This is a genomic window from Clostridium sp. AF34-10BH (genome assembly GCF_003478095.1).
In the GTDB taxonomy this organism is placed as follows: domain Bacteria; phylum Bacillota; class Clostridia; order Lachnospirales; family Lachnospiraceae; genus Acetatifactor; species Acetatifactor acetigignens.
Map to the genome: position 1 here is coordinate 1 of NZ_QUEC01000041.1, position 21,225 is coordinate 21,225.

A 21,225-nucleotide genomic window follows, 5' to 3' on the forward strand; every position below is an offset into this window, starting at 1 on the left:
TGCAACATCAGATAATTGTGTATTATCCTTTATTGACCACCATTACATCCTATTTCGACTATGTAATCTTAGCGACTTTTCTTAATTATTATACTATATGTTTTTCTCAAAGAACACTTCGATTTATCGAACGCTCCCCTACTTAAAAGGCACCGATATTCCACCGATGCCTTCCTTACAACGCAATATGTATCTTTTTATCCACTATTTTCCGGGCTGCCTCTGCACAGTCCAATGTAATTTCCCGATTCTCTATATCGTAGATTTCAGCTCCAAGGATTTTGTTGATTCCATTATTGCCGGCATGCAATATTGGCAGTAATTCCTCTGCTTCTGCCGCGATCCCTTCATTGTATAATGCCTGTACCAGTTTTGGGGTGCTGAACAGAATAACGCGTTTTCCCCAGTATCTTCGGTTCACCTGTCTGAAAGCGGCATCTATTTTACCCGCAGCACCCTTATCATCTGTAATCACACAAAATTTCCCCTCTTCTTCCGGTAATTTTGCAAGGACATGCAGACATACCGCAAGCAATTCTTCCCCAAGGTTGTCTCCGGATTCCTTATTGTTTCGCACACCGGAGAAAAAACGCATATAAAAGTCCTGCGTGTTTTTACTCTTCTCCTCCACAATATTTCGAAGGCCCTCATCTTCAAGAAGCGTCTTTGCTATTGTACTTACCGGACTGTTGATCATCCGGATTGCCCAGATCAGGTAATTGTTCACCTGTTGTCTGGAAGAAAAGCAGCTCTCCATAATATCCTGCAATTATTCTCCCGCCATCCCGGCTACCACCGTCACAGATTCCTTCCCATAATACTCCGCGCAGGCCGTATTTACCCACACATAGCCATTCTCGGGCTGCAGATCGGTATACATGAGCAGTTCCACATAATTCAGCGGTCGGAATACCGGATTTTTCACGGAATCATCCTTCAGCACCGCGATCCGCTCTTCCCAGCCGGCGCCGTAGGCCTGTGCCCAGCCGTTTCTCCACATGCGGTAGGCACGGTAACTGGTGGTGCTCTGGACATTGCCAAACAGAACGACTGCTGCCAGAAGTGCCCCCGTCACTGCAAAATAACGCAGGAGGTATTTCTGTGCCAACAGGTCTGCCTTTTCGCTCTTTTCCGCTTTCAGAACCCGCTTTGCGATCCAGCCACACCAGTACAGTACATTGGCTACCATCCACAATACATAGAAATACCATAGGATAGCTCCCTGTCTGCCGCCGCCCATGGTGCCGTCCACGTAGATCGTTGCAGTAGCCTGGGAGGCGTATACTCCGAAAGTCAGCGCAGTAAACAGGCCGGGGAAGCGAAACTCATAGTTCATTTTTCTGACCGCTTTCCAGAAGAAAGGGATCAGCAGAACCAGTAGCAGCAGGACCTTCAGATTCGTCCAGCTGATAATATTCAGAAAAGTTCTCTCCAGGGACAGCCAGATGGCCATCAACGGGGAATTGGCTGTGCTGCCGCCAAAATTGCCGTTGAGTCTGGTTGCTGTCAGCGGAGAAGTCACACACATCAATACGCTGAGTGTCTCTAACAGTGTCACGATCCAGGTCCGGCGAAAAGCATCTTTACGGCAGATCAGGAATAAGATCTGCAGACAGATCAACAGGCACATGGTGGATACGCTGGTGGAAAAATTGTTGCCACCCACCAGAATCGCCAGCAGGCAGGCCAGCACGGTAAGCACGACCCGCTTTGCCTTGCCGGTCTCGCGAAGCGCAATTTCCAGATACAGTGTCAGCAGGACCAGTGACAAGCTATACACAAAAGTGTAATTCACCGAACCGTTATACCAATAAAAGCTTTCCTCCGGATAGGGGCAGTAAAGCACCTGGAGAATTGCCATGGGAATACCGATGGGCAGGATCAGCCAGCGGTTCTCCTTTGCCTGGCCCGCAATGCATTCTCTGAGCAGCAGGAACTGGGACAGGATCACGGAACCGATCATCAGATAGGGGGTGATCCGGTAAAAATGTTCTCCAAATGCCGCAGGCTGCAAAGCCGACAGAATCAGTATGGAAAATCTGGCTTCCCACACATTTTGTGCCAATGTCTGGTATATCGCATGAAATACACCGGCGATTCCTTCTCCGGCCTGCATTGCCCGGTACATATATTTTCCGAAAGACCAGTCATCTGCAGAGGGATAATCGTATTTTGCGATCGTAAACAGCGGCCACAGGATCACCGCCAGTGCCAGGATCCACGCGATGTGGATCAATATCATTTTCTTTCGTTCTGTCAGTTTCATTGGTATAAAATATCCTTTCTTACAATAGATCCGGTGTCCAGTCCATATCTACATCACTTCCGCCGCTGTCTCCACCGGAACTGCCGCTGTCACTGCTTCCGCTATCGTTGCTGCCAGAATCACTACTGCCGGAATCACTGCTGCCGCTGTCATCATCGTCGTCATCGTCATCATCCTGCGCAGGTTCCGGGGTCGGAGCCGGTGTGGGCGCAGGGGTCGGAGTGACTGCAGGCTTTGTCGCAGCAGGTTTGGTCGTTGGCTTTGGCGTGGTGCCGGGATTCTGGGTGGCTGCAGGTTTCTGAATACTTCCACCGGTCTTGTCTCCCGACACGGTTCCGCTGCCGGTGATCGTCTGCCCATCGTTACCGGCTGTACTGTTGCCATCTGCACTGCCGGTGATTTTGCCGGTAATGCTTCCTGTGATGCTTCCGGATGCAGTGGTATCATGGTTTTCTTCATAAGCCGCAAAAGGATCCTGTTTTGCCATTTCTCTGACCGCACCGGCGCTGACCCAGTATTTTCCGTCAAACCATTGTACTTCTCCGTCAAAAATACGGATCTGCGGGGTATCACTGTCTATGGCACCCGTGGTGTTGTCCGCTGCGTTGCCTTTCTCTCCGCCGTCCGTGGCGGCACCGGTTCCCTCTGCTGTATTTGCATTGTCCTCTGCTGTCATATCTTCTGTCACCTCATAGGACGTGTATTCCGGACGGGTCTCCAGTCCTATCATTTCCCCGCAAAAACGATACTCCTCTGCGGTAATATCCCCGCCGATTCCCTGCCACAGGCAGTTCTCACCGGTAGCATCATAGGCATAGAGGATCAGATCCGTATAATCTGTTCCCTCCAGCAGTTTTTTCTTGATTTCTTCGGAGGGCTGCTCTGTCAGGATCTTTCCTTCGGAATCAAAACTTCCCGTGTAAGTGATATATTCCATACCCTCCCGGTTGCTCCAGAGGGAATAGACATCCAGCGCACCTTCTCCGGTATGGACATCACAGGTATAGTCTCCCGTGAGCACACCGCCCTGCATGGTTCCCTGTTCATGGGTAATGCTCCCGGTAGCGCTGTCCACGCTCCAGGCTTCGAAGGTACCGTTCCAGTCCTTCATGGTTTCCGGTGTATCTGTCAGAGGCGCTGTTGTATCCGAAATCTCTGTCGTTGTATTTTCCCGGGCTCTGGCTTCTGTGGTTCCCGTTTCCTGTGTGGCATCGGAATTCTCAGTTTCTGCCGGATCCGCGATGTTCTCGTCCGCACCGGCCGCTGTCACTGTTACCAGCCGGATCGTTGCACCCTCCTGGCTCAGGAATCGTTTCGTGTCGTTTCCGGTATACCACACCCTGGAGAAGCATTGTCCCTCTTCCGTATAGCCGGTCTGTACATAAAGCAGAGGCTGACTGTCTCTTTCCAGATAGTAGTTTCGCTGTCCCTCTTTCAGTTTGGGCATCATGGTGGTGAACCAGTCCTCGCTGTCGATGAGATTCACGCTCTCACTCAGATACCCGGTCAGCTCCAGATCATTTTGCATTTCCTGTGCACGGCTGCGGATCCCCTCTGTCTCTTCCTCCAGATTCACGCTGATCTCCTGTAGAGCAGCAAATGCTTCCTCATCCGCATAGAGCCGGTAATCCTGTTCCAGCATATCCCGCTGTTTGCGGATGTATTCCGCTCTGTTGTAGGCATCGGCCAATGTCAGATAATCCTCCTGGGTAAACTCTCCTTTATTATATTTTGTCTCCAGATTGAGAATCTCCAGCTCCAGCTCTGAGAGCATCGGCTGTGCCTCTACGGGAGTCACGGCATCCTTCGCATTTTCATCACTGCCATCTCCGCAGGCCGTCAGGGATGTTACCAGAACAGCGCTCATGGCCAGTGCCAGAAATCTTGTTGCTTTTCTTTTCATCTTTTTGTCCTATCTTCTATATTCTATGATGTCGAGACCAAATGCTCTCGACCTTGATACCTGAGAATCATTCCGTGCTGTACGTTTCCACTATCCTGCCCGATATTCGCATATCATTCCTGTGCATCACTGATGAGCTTCCGCAGGAAAGCATCCGCCTCCGAGCCCTGTGCATAGGTTCCCATGTTCAGGACCTGCTGTGCCAGAGCATAGATGCTGCGGGCCTGCACCGGACCGTAAATGGTAATGTCCTTGCCATCCTTGTTCAAGATGATGTATCCGCGGAATGCATATTCCACCTTATACTGGTTCGCCGGAAGGCCGACCAGTACGGAAGTGAACCGGTATCTGCCACTCACGGTCTCATAAATACTATCCTGATGGGTGCCGTTGGCATTCGTACCGAAAGCCAGTCCGCTGATGACTTTTTCGCCGCCTTTGATCATGGGATAGCTTGTCCGGTTGGCATTGTTCATGACCAGTGTTCCGTATTCCTTCAGATGATAGCCGTTCACACCATTTCCCAGCAGTTGTGCTCTGAGGTCCGTACTGATACCGGTCTTAAAGCGGATTCCCGCTTTTCCGGTAATCCGGATGGAAAATCCATGGTAGGTCAGCAGATCCGTAAGTCCCGGCTGTTCTGTGGCCACATAGGCATTGTTACGATATTCCAGGGTCCAGACATACATGCCGATAGGCGCTCCGTTCTCATTATACCGGTACACGACCGCCGACTGGGCATTTCCGTTCGGCAGTTTGACGATACGGCGGTTATTCCGCACCTGTGGTGTATAGGCAATACCGTCCACGTAGATCGTGGAAGCATCGTAACCCGACGGTACCTGCAATACCACATTGGTAGAGGAAGTCGGCATCGGGCAGGGGCTGGCCGGCATATTTTCATAGACCGGAATCTTGAAGACAAAGGTATTCTCCAGCGCTCCCGCACTTTCATACAATTTCTTCATGCTCAGTGCCTCACTGGTGGGTGCTGAGATGTTCTGCATATACTGATGGGTATATACCGGATTGCTGGCAGTGGGGGATACATTGAATTTCTGTAAATACAGGGTATCCTGGCCCTTACGTATGTAGCTTGCGGAGATTACTTCCGCTCCTCCAAGGATCGAGTAGTAGGCTCCATGCCAGTCATGATCTTTGGCATAATTCAATCCATTGCGGATCACTTCTTCATTGGTACTGCCGGAAGCTCCCACATTGAAATAATTGTAATAATGTTCATAACCGGGATAGGTGCCGGAGATCAGCGGGGATGTCCCCTCTCCCTGCTCCTGCAGTACTCTGGCTGCCAGATGGAACGGGCTGACCTGCCGGTTCTCCTCCGCACCGATGGACCAGAAAATATGGTAGAATTTCATTGAGGTCTCCGGTGCGTTCTGACTGCTGTTCATGAAGGTTCCCTCGAGGAAATTCTTTACCGCTTCTTCCGTATGATAGCTTGCGTTGTAGGTCAGCTGTTCAAACTGGAAAATAGCATTCTCCTGCAGGGAATTTCTGGGGTCCATGTATAATTTCAGTACATCCTCCGAAGCGAAATACCAGTTGGGGCTGTGCTGTCCTTCCTTGCAATAATCCCCGTAACTCTTATAGACCAGACTTTTTCCACCCTGCAGTTCGTTGTTGACTGCGGTCTGGAAATCCAGTCCGGTATTCTGTCGTACAAAAGTCCAGTTGGGATGTTTCTGTTTCAAAGCCTGCAATGCCGGCCGGTAGCTCTCCGGAAACTGCTCGATGTCCGCATAGACACCGGTGGCATTTTCCTCTGCCAGCATAACCGCCGCCCCGGGATTCATGCCGTACAGTTCTTCCCATTCCAGAAAACGTTCATCCGAGCATGCCAGATAATCCCGGGGGATATATCCCTCGTAGACCTTGCCCTTTACCTCGGCGGATACTTTTTCCCAGACCTGATAGTCTTCATCCATCGTCACATCCCGGATCTCCACCATCTGTCCACTGGGCACGGTGACCACTTTTGTGCTGTCTTCCGACGCTTCCGCACGGATCGTCAGATCATCGCACAGATAGACCAGTGCCATGACTTCCCGGTCTTCTACGATATTCTGCAAAGCCCCTCGTGCTTCTTCGATCCATGCCTGATCTTCTTCATCCAATGCATGCGTCTGATAGGTATTTCCCTCGTAGGTGAATATAAATGCCGCCAGGAGAATTGCTCCCAGAAATGCCAATTTTCTCTTCATGTAACGTGACTCATTCCTTATTCTATGGTTGCTGTGTTGCCCGTTCTATCCTGCCTCTACGTCGGGCATCACTCTATGTGCTTCAGTTTCTTATGCAGTACCCGGATTCCCTTCGGTGCAATGGCAAACAGTGTATGATAACACTTGTTCTTTTTGGTAAGCCAGGGATTTTTCATGGCTCTCCACCAGCCGTGACGCAAGTCACGCACCACCCTGCGGTAGAATGCGTTGTCCCCGGTCATCTGGGCGATAGGGATGTGCAGCAGATAATCCAGCCGCTGGAAGATCCCGAACCGGAATGCGATTTCCGACAGCTCCGGATATTTTTTATCCACCAGTGCAAGCACCATGTCCGCATTGTCGATATTGTCGGCGAATACTCTGGAGAACCGGTTCTTGTCTCTGGTATTGCTGTCCGGACGATAAAATACATGATATGCCTGTCCGGGAATGCATGCAATCCCCGGAACTGCACTTTCCTCCCGGGTCAGCATTTTTACTAATAAATGAAAATCTTCATTCAGTGCCCCCACCGGAAATTGTTCTATGGTAAACAGGTCCTTCCGCAAAAGCTTGGTACAGAAGGAGCAGTCTCCGCGGTGCATCAGAAGTTCCTTCAGAAAACCTTCTGCCGGGATCACCTGTTCCGTTGCCACCGGCTCACAGATATTCGGTAAAATATTGCCGTCTTTGTCGATTTCATCTCTGCCGACCTGCGCTACGGGCATTCCGGTCTTTTCGATTGCCCCGTACAGCCGCTCATACATATCCGCATCCACGTAGTCATCGCTGTCCACAAAGCCCACATATTCTCCCCCGGCCTGCTGTAATCCGAAATTCCGGGCGGAAGAAGGCCCGCCGTTCTTTTTATGGAAGACGCGGATTCTCTCATCCTCCGTTGCCAGCCGGTCACATAATGCCGGTGTCTCATCCGTGGAACCGTCATCGATCAGCAGGATCTCCAGATTTTCGTAAGTCTGTGTCCGCAGGCTTTCCACGCAGCGGGGCAGATACGGTATGATATTGTACACCGGCACGATCACGCTGATCAGCGGTTGCTTGGTTACACTACTGTTCACTGTTTATTCTCCTATACATAGACCGCTCCGGGATCACAGGGGCCGGAGAGCAGGGGCCGTCATTCCATAATTGTGGAATCACCGGGGCAGGTGTTGTGATGTCCTGCATCACATCCTGGCCGGCATCCGGCATTTCCTGTTCTTCTGACATTTCTGGCAAGAACTTCATTTTCCGGCACAGTTCGATCAATCTTTCCGCAGCCGTCCGGGCATTCCATTCCCCGACAATGGTCTGCTGTGCGTTTTCTCCCAGTCTGCGGCACTCTCCGGGATCTCTGAGAAGCCGTTCCACGGTCCGAAATAATTCCTGTTCCTCACCGTCCCGGTACATACTGCCGTTTTCTCCCTGACGGATCAGCCAGGGAGCCGCTCCGATCATATGATCTGCCACCACAGCACAGCCGCTGTTCATGGCTTCATTCACCACTGCCCCCCAGCCTTCTTTGCGGTCACTGGTGACCAGATAGATTTCTGACTTTTCCATGGCCGCCCGGACTTCTTCCGGGCCTTGAAAACCGGGAAAGGTGATCACGTCGGTCACTCCGAGTTCCTCTGCCAGACGATGCGTCTCTTCCTCCAGTTCCCCTCCGCCGATCATGGTAATATGAAACGTATTTTCTTCCAGATGTTCTTTTAAATAAGATGCTGTTTTCACCACCAGCTCCGGATGCTTCCAGTCGATCATCCGGGCCGCCCACAGAATACTGCCCGGTTCTTTGTGATTGAAGGGCTGCCCTGCCTCGTAATGCCTGGTCTCCGGGAAATAGCCGAAGCGCAGCATTTTGCCGGGGTAGGCATGGATCAGGTGATAATCGCAAGGCACATAGGCTCCTGCGCACAGGAAATACACCGGTGCCTTACGGTATCTGGTGTGATCCTTGTATTTTTGCAACAGGCCTCTCGGAGAAACAGCCTTCCATTGCCCTTCCTTATATAAGCGTTCATTATAACGGAAGATCGGTTTTCCGGCAGTCAGTCTCTCCTGAATATAGCTTTCGTCATCGCATCCGCCGAAGATCACCACATCCGCGGTAAACAATAGTTTCTCAAAATCTTCCGCATCTGTGACGGCGTTGCTGTTCGACTCAGAGCCGGGCGTTTTCTCCACCCCAGACTTATGTGCACACGAATTCTTCGCAGCGTAGCGCACGTAGGGACGTTCCTCGGCCTGCCAGCCCATCTTCACCCGCTCTTCTTCCATGGGCTGTGTCTGCAGGAAACAGAAATCTCCCTCCAGCAATTCATACAGAGCATCACAGAAGGGCAACTGATGATGATTAAAATAGTTTGAGACAAATATCAGCTTCATTCCTTCCTCCCTGCTATGTTTGCATAGATTTCCTGCAATTTTGCGAAATTCTGCTCTTTATCATGGGTTTTTCTTGCATGTTCTCTTGCATTTTTTGAGTATTCCAACATTTTCTCCGGAGAACTCCACATTTCGATAATAGAACTTGCCATGGAATTTACAATATTTTCCAATTCTTCTATTTTTGTCGTTTTATAATTTCGCATGTTATTTTTACTTTCAGAAGCATCTGACGCATATTTGTCATTTTCAGCCACTTCCGACAGCTGATGTCCCCGGCACCACAGACCGTCCCTTCCGCCATCAAACAGGCTGGGGATTCCCCCTACCTCCGTGCTGATGCAGGGAACTCCCAGAAGCATGGCCTCTCCCAGGGAATTCGGTGAATTTTCCAGAGAGGAACAACACAGGAACAGATGACTTTTCAGAAATCTTTCCTTCATTTCTTCTCCGGTCAGTTTTCCGAGGAAGTGTACCCTGTCCTCCAGCTGTCCTTCCCGGATCAGTCTACGCAGGTAACGGCCATATGCCGATATTTTCAGCTTTTCCTTCGACGTCCGGTATGCCGTCAGATCATTTCCTGCCACATACACCTGTACCCGGGGATATTTCTCCCGGATCTGTGGCAAGGCCTGCAGCAGATAGTGCAGTCCTTTCAGAGGATAATCCGCCTGACTGACGAAAATGGAATAGGGTTCACAGTGCTCCGGCTGCCATTGTCCTTCATAAAAGGAAGCCCGCAGGGTCTCATTCATCGTATAATAATGTGCCTTGGGATTCCACGCGGTAGTCACTGCCCTGTCCCAGGCGGTTCTTCCGGTGATATTGCCGGCAAGTCCTATTGCTTCCCTCTCCATTACACCTCTGCGGGCAAATTTTTCCTGCTGGCTGCGCAGGGTATCCTTCTTCACCAGATCCCGGAAAGTGGTCTTGTGGATCTCCGATTCCGGCATATCGGCAAAATATGCCTCCGCACACAACGTACAGATTCCCTGAATTCCCACCAGTATCTTCTCCTTGTGGGGAAACACCCGGCATACTGCCAGTGTGTGTGGATATTCCGTGCCGAAACAGTGGATCACATCCGGTGAAAAGTCTTCCGTGATCCGATGCAGTTCTTCTTCCAGCAACGGCTGATATCTGTCGGGGTGTACGGTGTCTTCGTGGAATCCATAACATGTGATATTATATGTTTCAGCATCTGTATTTGTCTGTAAATGCTCCCGGTCTTCTTTTTCCCGTGGCATTGCTATCTGCAGTCTCCGGGGCACCTCCGTATCTGCCGGCACCGGGAATGCCACAGCCAGCTCCAGGTCACTGGAATTCTCCGCGGCTACCTGCTCCAACAGACCGGACAGCCAGCCCTCTTTATTCGAAGCTTCTTTATGCAATGCTTCGGCTATGACCGGAAGCATGATATTGCAGACCCACAGCACTTTCATAAATTAAATCCTCTTTTAATTAAAGATCCAGTTTAGATACGGAAGCAGCCGTATCTCCACATCATACATTCCCCGCAACAACATTACGAAATACAATAGATATGCTACAACAACGCCAATAATACACAGGGTTCGGAACCATCCCTTTTTGGCATCCTTCAGCACACCCGGAATCAGGAAAATCTGGCTTTGGATCAGGTAATATGCCACCCGGGATACTTCCGGGATAAAGGAGCCGCAGGAATAGAGCACCAGTCCCGCCAGATTCAGGTAGAAGTAATAACGGTTTCTGCGATTTTCCTGAACGCTGTCCTTCCAATAGATCAGGCACAGTATCAGCACTGCCAGGCATTTGGCGATGTTGACATAGGATAACTGTCCGTTGTCGAACATGGAATCCTTGTAATAGGGATAGAACCGGAAGATAATATTCCGGTACACATCCTGTCCGAAGATCAGAGATAAGATCAGTAATACGCCAACCGCATAGTGCCACTTTTTCAGCCGGATCCGGCACAAGAGATCTATCACAATATATGCCGGGATGACCAGCAGTACCGATTTGTGGATCGTACAGCCCAGCAGCACCCAGAGCAGAAACTTCCCATATTCTCCCCGCAGCACATATTTCTGCGCATACATGACCAGTGCCAGTGCGAAATAGTAACGTACCGAATTCATACTATTAAAGTAAAATCCCTGTGTCAATAACAGGAACAGGGAAAATACATACCAGTCCGCCTGATCATGCAGTGCCTTCAGGAAAAAGAAGACTGTAATCAGGGAAAAGAAGCCAAAGATCGGAAGATAAGATCCCTCTCCGAAAATCAGATGGAAAAATTTCACCAGATACACAAAACCGGTTTCGTAGGAGACATGCCTTCCCTGATCGATCAGCTGAAATTTCAGCCAGTAGACCCAGTAATCACCGCCCACAGCAATGCGGCAGGCAGAAACCCCGGCCAGGAGACAGAAGATGGCGAATTCCGCCACAGCATTGCACGCCTGCTGTCTGTCCGGCCCGGCCGCCATCAGATCCCCGGAGGTATTCCCACGAAAGGAGCGTCTGCCGGACAGATATTCTGTCGTATAGTCACGATTTTTTACCAGAAAACCGAATGCTACGGTAACAGCTGTCAATATGATATACACCAGTGCGCTCTTCTCCATGTGGAACCTCCTTTCTTTATGGCCTTTTTTCCAAAAAGCAAGCTATCGTCCTCCTGCCTCCCGGATGCCGTCACGCATCCACTGTCTGGCCTGCTGCAGGCTTACCTCTGTGCACAGCGTACCCTTATGAGCATACAAAAACCGCAGTGCCAGCGGCCATTCCAGCCATCCATACAGATAATGATACAGTACTCCTCTGTCATGGAAAAATTTTTCATTATAGCCATGAAACCAGGTGGATTCCCCGGCTTCCTCTCTGCCGATGGTCACCGGTGCGGTATATACACGGCAGCCTTTTTTAATAAACTCTGTCAAAAACAGGCTGTCTTCTCCATTGCTGTATTTTGCACCGCCGCCAAACAACAGGGAAAACGTGATTCCCGATCGCAGCAGGCTCTCTCTGCGTACAGCAAAACTGACTGCGCCATACCGCCCGCAATTATACCAACGTACCGGTTTCCGTTCCGTAATATGGTAGGTGCGGCGTTCTTCCTCCACCTCAATATTGAAAATGATCATATCGGCCCGGGGATTCCGTTCAAACTCCGCAAGAACAGCCGCCTCATAACCATCTTCATACACAATATCCGCATCCGAAAAAAGGCAGATGTCTCCTTCCGCCCGAAGAATGGCCTCATTGCGGCTTCTGCCGATGCCACGATCGGGAAAACTGCAGAAACGGATTCTTCCGTTCCCCGGAGATATCTGCATTTCCTCCTGCCCCAGCCGGTCGCACTGATTGATGATCACCGCGTCCGATTGCAGGTTCATATGTTGTACGGTCTCCGGAAGAGAAGCATTCATTACCGATGCCAGAACTTCTACCTTCATGCCTGCTCTCCTCCGTATTCTGTGTCCTGTGTCTGTATGGCTCCCGGCAGAAAATAATAGCTGCGGATCAGCTGTTCATCCGCATTCCACAGGAAGGTTCCGTCCACAGAGCAGTCCTGGGTATGCAGATACTCTAATACCGCTTCCAGTCTCTTTCCCACCCGTTCTCCGGCCGGCACCGCCAGCAGAAATGCATCTGCCTTACGAAGTGTCTCTCCACTCTCCGGGCATAACAGCGGACTGGGAACCGCTACATATTCCACCGGTATTCCCTTCCGGGTCTTATCTGTCTTAGCCAGCTTCTGCAAATCCTCCACGACTTCCTTCGGATCCGCTTCCGGCAGTGCCACACATACTGCCACACGGCAGATTTCCGCATTTTCGGACTCCTTTGCCTGCTTTTTATCGTACACTTTCTCCAGCGTATACATCAGATTTTCCGCAAATCCCACACTGCGCACCGTTCCCAGACTGTTCAGTCCGTAGCGTCTGCGAAGTGTTGCCGGCAGCCAGATGCTGTCCTGCGAAATCTCCACCAGCAAAAAGATCACCACTGCAAAAAACAGAGACAATACCGCCGCCAGAATGACTGCCCGCACCGGGCGCACATCCGGTACCACGACTTCTGCAAAATCTCCGTGATCCAGCACTTTGATCCGGTCGATCTCCACGATACTCTCTGCGAATTCGTCACACATGGTATCTTCTACTGCGTGGGCCAGAGCAATACTCATCTCCGGATCCTGAGTTGCCGCCTGCGTCACCGGAACACTGAAATCCGAGGGAAGTGTTGCCGAGAGATCTGCGATCCACTGGTCTCTGCCCAGAGACAGTGCTTCCGAAGCTCCATTGTCTCCCCGTTCCACAGCCTCCTGCAGATGCTTCTCCACACCATCCAGAAATTCTCCCGTATGGATCATGGTGTTCCATGTAGCCTCGTTAATGTAGTACGCACCCGCCGCATTGGGGTTCTCTTTATATTCTACCTTATAAGTGGAAGAAGCCGCATACCCGGGATCGGGCTGCAGCACCACATTTTTTACATAATAACCGCCGCCGAACAGTAATGTTCCCACTACTGTCACAGCCAGTATTTTCCACAGATCGCGGCATAGCCGCAGACACATAAGTCTCAGGTCGAAGGGCTCTTTTCCGTAGCTTACTTCCATGCGTCTACCTCCTGCCTTCTCAGTTGTCATCCTTCTCGGCACGACCATCGTAGGTTGCCTTGAAAGCCGTTACCTGTTCGCTCTCCACACCCTCGGTACTGTCCGGCCAGAACAATACCTTCAGTGTCAGAAGCATCAATTTAAGATCCAGCCACACAGAATAATTCTCGATATATGTTAAATCCAATTTTAATTTATCATACGGAGAAGTATTGTACTTTCCGTATACCTGTGCGAAACCGGCCAGTCCCGCTTTCACCTTCATACGGAATGCGAACTCCGGCATGACTTCCATGTACTGTGCAATAATCTCCGGGCGCTCCGGTCTGGGGCCGATGAAAGACATATCTCCCCGCAGAATATTGATCAGCTGGGGCAGTTCATCCAGTCGGCATTTGCGGATCACCTTACCCACGGGAGTGATACGCTTATCCCCTTTCTGTGCCAGACGTGCCACGCCGTCCTTCTCGGCATCGGTGCGCATACTGCGGAACTTCATAATATAGAATTCCCTCTGTCCGATGGTGCAGCGTACCTGCTTGTACAGCACAGGACCGCCGTCATAAAGCTTGATGGCAAGCGCTGTCAGAAGCATCAGCGGTGAAGTCACCACCAACAGGATCAACGAGCAGATCACATCGATAGATCGCTTGATGAACCGCTGCTCCATACTCAGGGAGTACTCTCTGGTCAGCAGGATCGGCGTATCAAATACATGCAGTTCCTCGGAGCCAACTAAAATAACATCTGATATTTTAGGCATGACATAGACACGGATGGAATGGGCATAGCAGAATTTCAGTATAATATTACGATCCTTTTCATTAATATCCCAGATTACTACCGCATTAATCTCACCGTTCCGGTAATTGTCCAGAATCTCCCGGCACAGTTCTGTCGTACCTTTTTTAATGTGCTCACATTTTGTGATCTTATATTTGTCCTTACGGCTTTCAAATTTGTTGACAATGTATTCGATGGGACGATCGCCGTGGATCAGCAGAAGCTCCCTGGGCGGGAATGCTGTACGATAGATCTTGTTGGCAATATTGGCATAGATGATCACCGCTATGATCTGTAAAAATACCATCAACAGGAACATATCCGCCGGAAAAATGCTGCGGGCCATCATACACAGTTCCGCATAGATCAGCACATCCGCCATCAGGGTTGCAAACACCTGGGAGAAAATGATCTCCGTGTTTTTCATGTATCCCAGACGCATGCCGCCGTAGGTCACGGAGAAAAAAATCAGGATTGCACTGTAGATACCGTTTTCCAGCAGAAAGCCACGATACCAGATCTTCTGCAGGGGATCTACCAGCTGGAACTGGAAATGGAACTGCCACATGTAGGCAAACAGGCTGATCTCCAGCAACAGGCAGATCATCGACAACCCTATATTGATCAGACGCTTAAAGGATTCCCTTTTCCGCAGTCGGTTTTCATAATAATTACCGTTTGTATTCAAAACAAACTCCTCCTATACTCTGCGTTTTACGGCGCGTACCGCCCAGAAGCAGAAATGCCAGGCACTGTTCGGCACTGACATGCCTTCCGCCTTACGGTACAGATTCCAGATCCTCCGCAAAGCTTCCAGCTTATTCGATGACAGGGATTTCCCTGCTCTCCGATATTTTACCAAATTTTGATCCAAACCACAAGCTACATAACCCTCCCGCAGTATTCTCCACCACAGGGCAGTGTCCTCACTCTTGATCTGGGGCATCTGCAGTTGTTCTTTCGACAGCTGTTCCATATCGAACATCACGGTACTGGTAAAGATTGTGGTATTTTTCAAAGCTTCTTTATAAGTAATCGTGGCCGGCACACGGACAATCTTTCCGGTGCCCTTGCCATTCTCATCGGCGAATTCATAGCCGGTAAACACAAAGGCTGCCTGTTTCTCTTTCAGAAAGGCCAGCTCTTTTTCCAGCTTGTCCGGTGTCCACAGGTCATCTGCATCCAGATAGGCCAGATACCGGCCTTTTGCTTCGTTGACTCCCAGATTACGTGCTCTCGCCGCCCCCAGATTCGCAGAGTAAGTCAGCATGCGGATTCTCGTATCTCCGGTTCTCTGAATATATTGTTCTATGATCTCCCTGCTGCGGTCCGGGCCGCAATCCTCCACCAGCAGCAGTTCCCAGTGTGGATACGTCTGTGCCCGGACGCAGTCCATCGTTTCTTCTATATAACGTTCTGCCCGGTACACCGGCACCACAATACTGATCAGTTCCTGTTCCATTTTGCTTTCCTGTTCCTAATTCTTACAAATCGTTATAGTTTTCCCTATCTTTCCGCAAGATGCCTACTTACATCACGATCAGGAAATATCCGCCAAAGGACCGCAGTCTGCCGTCCGCAGCCTCTTGCAATTCCTTCTGTACATCCTCCGACAAGTCCTCCGGCAATAAAATGTAGTCTATACCGGCCTTCCCGGCGCTGTCAAGGCACGCAGCAAAATCTATTTTCCTGCCACCGGCTTCTGTCGTGGTATTTTCATCTGTCCGCAGATATTCCGTCTCCCCGGTAGTCTCCAGGTGGCTCATCCACAGATACATATCTTCCTGCCAGGTCTCATAGGTATCATAGGAGTAGCTGCCCAGCGATGCATCCCAGATGCTTCTGCCGTATACCGGGTGGATCTCAGCGCTGTAGGCTCTGGCAGCCTCCATAACCTCCTTCGGCGCCCACAGACTGTATTCCCGTGAGTTTCCTTTTTCCGCATTGTATACAGAAAGCTGCTCCAGAATTTCCCTGGCGGGAGTTCCCTGTTGCTGTCCGGGCATTCCCGTCAGTGCCGGTATCTGCGTTGTCTGTGCCACGGTCCATTCCGACACCGGGTTTCCCCCCAGGAACAGGATGCCCAGCAGGATCAGCGCAGCCATCCCGTTTCGCAGGCTTTTCTCTTTTAATAAGTTACACAGAAAGTCCGTTGCTGCCCATGCGATCAATGCTGTCTGGGGCACCGCCGCCCAGATCCATACATAAGAGTAAAAGGCGGTCTGGTATTTTAACAGGATCAGTGCCGTTACGGGACAGATACAGCCAAATGTCACCAGTGCCCCGTAAAGATACAGCCGTTTCCGTGCTTTTTCCGCCCCGGATGCATTGGCTTCCTTTCCGGAACCATAGAGGACAAATCCCAGATACAGGATCGCCAGCAGCAAAAGTGCCGCAAATTTTCCATGTTGTGTATAGTCGGTCCAGCCTGTCAGGGCGGACTGCAGAAGTGTCATCATTCTGTAGCCTCCTCTCCTGACCTGCCATGTGCATCAGTCATTTTCCGTTTTTCCCATCGTTTCCGGAACTGGGAAACCAACGCTCCAAGCATCAGCCATGCCACAGTAACAAGCAGGCAGACTCCCGCGCCATACAGGGTCCAGACTATGCAGGCCTCCGCCAGGATGCAAAGGATCACGCCCGTATATTTTCTGTCCATCAGACAGGACAGCAGATACGGAAGCAACACCGCCGCCCGGATCGTCACACCGCGGAATCCTCCGTAAAACACATCAAATCCATCCACTCCGGGCATATAGGCCCCTGTACTGAACAGTATTCCCACGATCAGCAAAAACGTCCGTCTTTTCACAGAATTTTCCGGAAAAAGTGCTTTCCCCAGGCTTCCGTAAGCTACATAAGACAACAGCAGCGTAATGCAGGGGATCAGACGATACACCACGTCTACGGGTGCCATACCCGTAAAACGGCTGATGGCCCCGTACAGAGTGGGCAGGCACAATATTTTCAGCCGTAAGGACATCCCCATCGAATATGCCGTCCCCGTGAGAGGATTCACGGTATAAACAGCATTTTCCCTGAGAAATGTGTTCACGGTCTCCACCGTCATATCTCCGGTCAGCCACATGCGGTTCCCCGTCAGTATCCGCAGGATCTGCAGCAGGATCAGAAATGCCAGGATGCCTGTGAGAATCTGTGTGCTTTTTTCCTTTGCCGTGTCTGTCCCGCTGTTTTGATCCGCAACCGGATCATTTTTACCGGCTGTGGCCCGTTTTCGTGTCTGTCTGGATATTACAGACAATAATATCGCCGCCAGCAGAACGATTCCCACCTCTGCCAGCAGCAGATCCGTTACAGTCAAAAAAGACCACCCTAACAGGCAGCCTGCCAAATGGGCGATCTCTGTCAGCCCGATAATGATCAGGCTCCCCCCGATCAAAATATCCGATGTCCGAAAAGTCATTTCATCTCCCATACCCGCCTTTTTCTTACACGGGCTTTTGTACATCTTACCATATTTATATGGACTTGACAAATATAACAGCATTTCCATACAACAAAAAACCGCGTACCGGAAACTTCCCCATTCCGATACGCGGTCTTTCTCAGTCTGCAGAGGAGAATACTGCATCTGCTTAATTAACAAACTCTCCCTGTTCCAAATAATTAAAATTAATATGTTACATAGCCTTATAATCCAGTCGGATGTTGTCGGCGATACGTGCGATGTACTCGCTGTTCGTAGGTCTTGTCCTTCCGGAGGCTACAGAATAGCCAAAAATCTTTTCGAATGTCTCCACATTTCCTCTGGACCAGGACACTTCAATGGCATTCCTGATCGCGCGTTCCACTTTCTGATCTGTGGTCTTGAAATGTTTCGCGATGGTGGGATATAACAGCTTTGTAACGCTGCTTACTACCTCCATGTCTTTCCCTGACAAAATGATTGCATCACGCAAATAGTGATAACCCTTCAAATGCGCCGGCACCCCTATCTCCAACATGATTTTGGTTACATATCTCTCTAACTCTGAATCTTTTACTGCAACAATATCCAAAACAAGTCCCCCTTTTTACTTGTCGAGTATTGCTCCTCTGCAGTGACTGATAGAGAAATCATATCATAGCTGTCGATATTTGAAAAGACATTTTTCCGTTAAAATATAGTTAAGAAACTAAAAATGTTACATTTTACCCATATTTTGTAACATTTTTACGTACATAAAAAACGGATATTTATGCTGTTTTTCTTAAATTTCCTCTTTTACCAGGTAAATCGGACGGCGTTTTACTTCCATGTATGCCTTTGCCAGATACTGCCCCAGAATACCCGTGCAGAAAAACTGTACGCCGCTGGTCATCAGGATGATGCACACCAGAGAAGGCCAGCCGGACACCGGATCTCCGAAGATCAGCTTCCGCACGATGATAAATATGATCATCAAAAAGGCAATGATGCAGAACAGCACGCCCACAAAGGAAGCGATCAAAAGCGGTGCCGTGGAAAATGCGGTGATACCGTCAAGGGAATATACCAGGAGCTTCCAGAAATTCCACTTGGTCTCGCCCTTGGCGCGCTCTACATTCTCATATTCCAGCCATTTGGTCTTAAAACCGACCCAGCCGAAGATTCCCTTGGTAAAACGATTATATTCCCGCATGGACAGGATGGCATCCACCATCTGTCTGGTCATCAGGCGATAATCTCTCGCTCCGTCCATCATTTCCGTCTGGGAAATCTTCTTCATCAGATGGTAAAATCTTCTGGCAAAAAAGCTGCGGATCGGCGGTTCGCCCTTGCGGGTCACGCGGCGGGTCGCTACAGAATCATACCCCTGCCAGATCCATTCAAACATCTCCGGCAGCAAGGAAGGCGGATCCTGCAGATCCACATCCATCATAACCACGTAATCGCCCTTCGACTTTTCCAGTCCGGCAAACATCGCCGCTTCCTTTCCGAAATTTCTGGAGAAAGAGACAATATGCACACGGGAATCCTGTTCGATCAGCTTTTTCACTTCTCTCACAGTGCCGTCTTTGGAACCGTCATCAATATAGAGAAGCTCCAGTTCTATTTCCTTTTCCTTGAAAAAGGGGTCATTTTTCGTCAATTCCTGATAAAACAGGGCAACGCTTTCTTCTTCATTATAGCAGGGAACGATCACGCTCAATAAGCTCATTTTGTAATCTCCTTATGTTTTCCTGTCGCTTTTTCAGGCTTATCTGCGCCACTGTGCGACAGGTAACAGTTATATTATACTATCCTTCGATGCATCATTTCAAGGTCAACACTGTACTTTTTCCGCTTTTTGGATTATACTGGATTTATATATGTCTGTTCTGCAAACTACAGCATATAGGAAACGAGGTTATTTATGACTTTTTTTGAACAGTTTTTCAGCAATACCATTTTCCTGACTGCAGCCTTCGGCTGGCTGGTGGCACAGGTTCTGAAGACGCTGATCCATTTGATTGTCTCCAAGAAATTCGTTGCGGAGCGCCTGGTCGGCAGCGGCGGTATGCCCAGTTCTCACTCTGCTACCGTATGTGCCCTGGTAACAGCGGTCTGCTACGAATACGGTGCGGGAAGCTTTGAATTTGCCATTTCCCTGATCCTGGCGATCATTGTAATGTATGATGCTATGGGAGTACGCAGAGAGACCGGTATTCAGGCACAGGTATTGAACGAAATGCTGAAGGTCTTCGAAGATATGGGCCGCAGTGAGATTTCCGCCCATGATAAATTAAAGGAATTCGTTGGACATACTCCCCTGCAGGTGTTGATGGGTGCGCTGTTAGGCATTTTATGCGGCGTGGTCATTTACAGCTTCTTACTCTGATAACCGATCGAGGTGTGATTATATGTGTAAATATAAATTTCGACGGCAGTTTCTGCAGACTGCGGTGCCTCTTCTGCTGACTGTCTCCATGATGCTTACCGGATGTGGACAGACGGGTAACTCCGATTCCCTGGTCCGTCCGATCCTCCCGGATAACAGCCCGGATTCCTCCACGGTTTCTTCCGGGGAAAAGCTTCCGGATCCCGTAACGATCGTTGTAGAGGATGATTCCACTCCTCCCGCTGAGGGCATGGTCCGCAGCCGTCTTACAAACGAATGGGTGGATGCCGATGTGGCTGCCACACGCCCCATTGCCGTAATGATTCCTAATGAGGCCTCTGCGATCCCACAATACAGTCTGTCCGATGCTTCTATTATTTATGAGGCGAATGTAGAGAACCGTATGACCCGGATGATGGCAATCTACGAAGACTGGCAGAATCTGGACAAGATCGGCAATATACGCAGTCTTCGTGATTATTATGCTTACTGGGCATTCGAATGGGATGCTTTTATCGTACATTTCGGCGGTCCGTTTTTCATCAATGAGCTGCTGGCGCAGCCGGATACTCAGGATGTAGACGGTACCTCCGGCAGTGATGAGGCTGCCTTTTTCCGTACTACCGACCGCAACAAGCCCCACAATGCTTATGCTTCCGGTGAAGGGCTGCAAAAGGTGATCGAGAAAAAGGGCTACAGTCTGGGATACCGCGGACTCAGCGATGAGAATCATTTCAGGTTTGCCACCAAGGCGGAACCGAACACCCTTGGGCAGTATGGTGCCAAAGCAAAGGATGCCACCTATATCGATATGTCCGGGTGTTATCCGCTGACAAGGTGTTATTTTGAATTTAACGAGGATGACGGCCTCTATTACCGTTCCCAGCATCTGTCCGGCAGCACAGACGGCCCTCATATAGATGCCGCCACCGGAGAGCAGCTGACTTTCAAAAATATTCTGGTACAGAATACGTTTCACGAGGAACTGGGCGAGGGGTATCTGGCTTTTCAGTGTCATGACACCACCCGGGACGGCTGGTTTTTCACCAATGGCAGAGGAATACATGTGAATTGGGAGAAGACTTCCGATTACAGTGCCACCAGATATTACGATGACAACGGGGACGAGATCATCCTCAATACCGGCAAGACCATGATCTGTATTATCGAAGATGGAGATTCCTTTACGTTCCATTAATGTAAATGGAAAGTTAGTAAAGAAATGCTATCAAATCCCCGTAGCCCTTGGC

Annotated in this window: 17 protein-coding genes and 1 pseudogene; 2 read left to right on the forward strand and 16 right to left on the reverse strand. The window is 49.9% G+C overall.

Annotated elements, in window-relative coordinates; genetic code table 11:
• Positions 1-175 precede the first annotated feature (175 nt).
• The 16 genes and pseudogenes from DWZ61_RS17970 to DWZ61_RS18045 form a co-directional block, all read right to left on the reverse strand.
• Positions 176-769, reverse strand: coding sequence for a hypothetical protein (locus tag DWZ61_RS17970; RefSeq protein ID WP_118539945.1), 594 nt, complete (start codon positions 767-769; stop codon positions 176-178).
• Positions 770-2,266 (reverse strand): DUF6056 family protein, encoded by a 1,497-nt coding sequence (locus DWZ61_RS17975; RefSeq protein WP_118539946.1) that lies wholly within the window; start codon positions 2,264-2,266, stop codon positions 770-772.
• Positions 2,267-2,285: 19 nt separating this feature from the next.
• On the reverse strand, positions 2,286-4,169 hold the full coding sequence (locus DWZ61_RS17980; protein ID WP_118539947.1) for a hypothetical protein: 1,884 nt from the start codon (positions 4,167-4,169) through the stop codon (positions 2,286-2,288).
• A 113-nt stretch (positions 4,170-4,282) separates the two neighbouring features.
• A complete protein-coding gene (locus tag DWZ61_RS17985) occupies positions 4,283-6,391 on the reverse strand; it encodes a hypothetical protein (protein ID WP_118539948.1) in 2,109 nt (702 codons plus the stop codon).
• Positions 6,392-6,459: 68 nt separating this feature from the next.
• Entirely contained in the window at positions 6,460-7,470 is a 1,011-nt protein-coding gene (locus tag DWZ61_RS17990) for a glycosyltransferase family 2 protein (RefSeq protein WP_118539949.1), read from the reverse strand.
• Positions 7,460-8,779: a glycosyltransferase gene (locus DWZ61_RS17995; protein WP_118539950.1), complete on the reverse strand. Its 1,320-nt coding sequence runs from the start codon at positions 8,777-8,779 to the stop codon at positions 7,460-7,462. Before DWZ61_RS17995 ends, DWZ61_RS17990 begins: the two co-directional genes overlap by 11 nt.
• Positions 8,776-10,221: a glycosyltransferase family 4 protein gene (locus DWZ61_RS18000; RefSeq protein WP_118539951.1), complete on the reverse strand. Its 1,446-nt coding sequence runs from the start codon at positions 10,219-10,221 to the stop codon at positions 8,776-8,778. Before DWZ61_RS18000 ends, DWZ61_RS17995 begins: the two co-directional genes overlap by 4 nt.
• 15 nt (positions 10,222-10,236) lie before the next feature.
• Complete coding sequence (locus tag DWZ61_RS18005) at positions 10,237-11,391, reverse strand: EpsG family protein (protein WP_118539952.1); 1,155 nt, start codon at positions 11,389-11,391, stop codon at positions 10,237-10,239.
• Between the two features lie 42 nt (positions 11,392-11,433).
• Entirely contained in the window at positions 11,434-12,222 is a 789-nt protein-coding gene (locus DWZ61_RS18010; protein WP_118539953.1) for a glycosyltransferase family 2 protein, read from the reverse strand.
• Positions 12,219-13,391: a hypothetical protein gene (locus tag DWZ61_RS18015; RefSeq protein WP_118539954.1), complete on the reverse strand. Its 1,173-nt coding sequence runs from the start codon at positions 13,389-13,391 to the stop codon at positions 12,219-12,221. The genes DWZ61_RS18010 and DWZ61_RS18015 overlap by 4 nt, the downstream gene beginning before the upstream one ends.
• Positions 13,392-13,410: 19 nt before the next feature.
• Positions 13,411-14,862 carry an exopolysaccharide biosynthesis polyprenyl glycosylphosphotransferase gene (locus DWZ61_RS18020; RefSeq protein WP_243026454.1) on the reverse strand — a complete coding sequence of 484 codons (1,452 nt, stop codon included), beginning with the start codon at positions 14,860-14,862 and terminating at the stop codon, positions 13,411-13,413.
• 12 nt (positions 14,863-14,874) lie between these two features.
• A complete protein-coding gene (locus tag DWZ61_RS18025; protein ID WP_118539955.1) occupies positions 14,875-15,636 on the reverse strand; it encodes a glycosyltransferase family 2 protein in 762 nt (253 codons plus the stop codon).
• A 67-nt stretch (positions 15,637-15,703) separates the two neighbouring features.
• Positions 15,704-16,633 (reverse strand): hypothetical protein, encoded by a 930-nt coding sequence (locus DWZ61_RS18030; protein WP_118539956.1) that lies wholly within the window; start codon positions 16,631-16,633, stop codon positions 15,704-15,706.
• Positions 16,630-17,766 (reverse strand): DUF6077 domain-containing protein, encoded by a 1,137-nt coding sequence (locus DWZ61_RS18035; RefSeq protein ID WP_118539957.1) that lies wholly within the window; start codon positions 17,764-17,766, stop codon positions 16,630-16,632. The genes DWZ61_RS18030 and DWZ61_RS18035 overlap by 4 nt, the downstream gene beginning before the upstream one ends.
• A gap of 49 nt (positions 17,767-17,815) precedes the next feature.
• Positions 17,816-18,163 (reverse strand): annotated as a pseudogene (locus DWZ61_RS18040) (sporulation initiation factor Spo0A C-terminal domain-containing protein); the annotation flags it as partial.
• A gap of 222 nt (positions 18,164-18,385) precedes the next feature.
• Positions 18,386-19,315 (reverse strand): glycosyltransferase family 2 protein, encoded by a 930-nt coding sequence (locus tag DWZ61_RS18045; protein ID WP_022311936.1) that lies wholly within the window; start codon positions 19,313-19,315, stop codon positions 18,386-18,388.
• 195 nt (positions 19,316-19,510) lie between these two features.
• Between DWZ61_RS18045 and DWZ61_RS18050 the strand changes: the two genes are divergently transcribed.
• Both DWZ61_RS18050 and DWZ61_RS18055 read left to right on the forward strand, forming a co-directional pair.
• The gene (locus tag DWZ61_RS18050; RefSeq protein ID WP_118502472.1) at positions 19,511-19,975 is read left to right on the forward strand and encodes a divergent PAP2 family protein; all 465 of its coding nucleotides are present in this window, start codon (positions 19,511-19,513) and stop codon (positions 19,973-19,975) included.
• A 22-nt stretch (positions 19,976-19,997) separates the two neighbouring features.
• Complete coding sequence (locus DWZ61_RS18055; protein WP_118539958.1) at positions 19,998-21,173, forward strand: DUF3048 domain-containing protein; 1,176 nt, start codon at positions 19,998-20,000, stop codon at positions 21,171-21,173.
• Positions 21,174-21,225 lie beyond the last annotated feature (52 nt).

What these genes read in the sequence shown, in the direction of transcription:
- DWZ61_RS17975 (WP_118539946.1), bottom strand. Translation starts at nt 2,266, where the DNA reads ATGAAACTGACAGAACGAAAGAAAATGATATTGATCCACATCGCGTGG.
- DWZ61_RS17980 (WP_118539947.1), bottom strand. Translation starts at nt 4,169, where the DNA reads ATGAAAAGAAAAGCAACAAGATTTCTGGCACTGGCCATGAGCGCTGTT.
- DWZ61_RS17985 (WP_118539948.1), bottom strand. Translation starts at nt 6,391, where the DNA reads ATGAAGAGAAAATTGGCATTTCTGGGAGCAATTCTCCTGGCGGCATTT.
- DWZ61_RS17995 (WP_118539950.1), bottom strand. Translation starts at nt 8,779, where the DNA reads ATGAAGCTGATATTTGTCTCAAACTATTTTAATCATCATCAGTTGCCC.
- DWZ61_RS18000 (WP_118539951.1), bottom strand. Translation starts at nt 10,221, where the DNA reads ATGAAAGTGCTGTGGGTCTGCAATATCATGCTTCCGGTCATAGCCGAA.
- DWZ61_RS18005 (WP_118539952.1), bottom strand. Translation starts at nt 11,391, where the DNA reads ATGGAGAAGAGCGCACTGGTGTATATCATATTGACAGCTGTTACCGTA.
- DWZ61_RS18010 (WP_118539953.1), bottom strand. Translation starts at nt 12,222, where the DNA reads ATGAAGGTAGAAGTTCTGGCATCGGTAATGAATGCTTCTCTTCCGGAG.
- DWZ61_RS18015 (WP_118539954.1), bottom strand. Translation starts at nt 13,391, where the DNA reads ATGGAAGTAAGCTACGGAAAAGAGCCCTTCGACCTGAGACTTATGTGT.
- DWZ61_RS18025 (WP_118539955.1), bottom strand. Translation starts at nt 15,636, where the DNA reads ATGGAACAGGAACTGATCAGTATTGTGGTGCCGGTGTACCGGGCAGAA.
- DWZ61_RS18030 (WP_118539956.1), bottom strand. Translation starts at nt 16,633, where the DNA reads ATGATGACACTTCTGCAGTCCGCCCTGACAGGCTGGACCGACTATACA.
- DWZ61_RS18035 (WP_118539957.1), bottom strand. Translation starts at nt 17,766, where the DNA reads ATGCAGTATTCTCCTCTGCAGACTGAGAAAGACCGCGTATCGGAATGG.
- DWZ61_RS18045 (WP_022311936.1), bottom strand. Translation starts at nt 19,315, where the DNA reads ATGAGCTTATTGAGCGTGATCGTTCCCTGCTATAATGAAGAAGAAAGC.
- DWZ61_RS18050 (WP_118502472.1), top strand. Translation starts at nt 19,511, where the DNA reads ATGACTTTTTTTGAACAGTTTTTCAGCAATACCATTTTCCTGACTGCA.
- DWZ61_RS18055 (WP_118539958.1), top strand. Translation starts at nt 19,998, where the DNA reads ATGTGTAAATATAAATTTCGACGGCAGTTTCTGCAGACTGCGGTGCCT.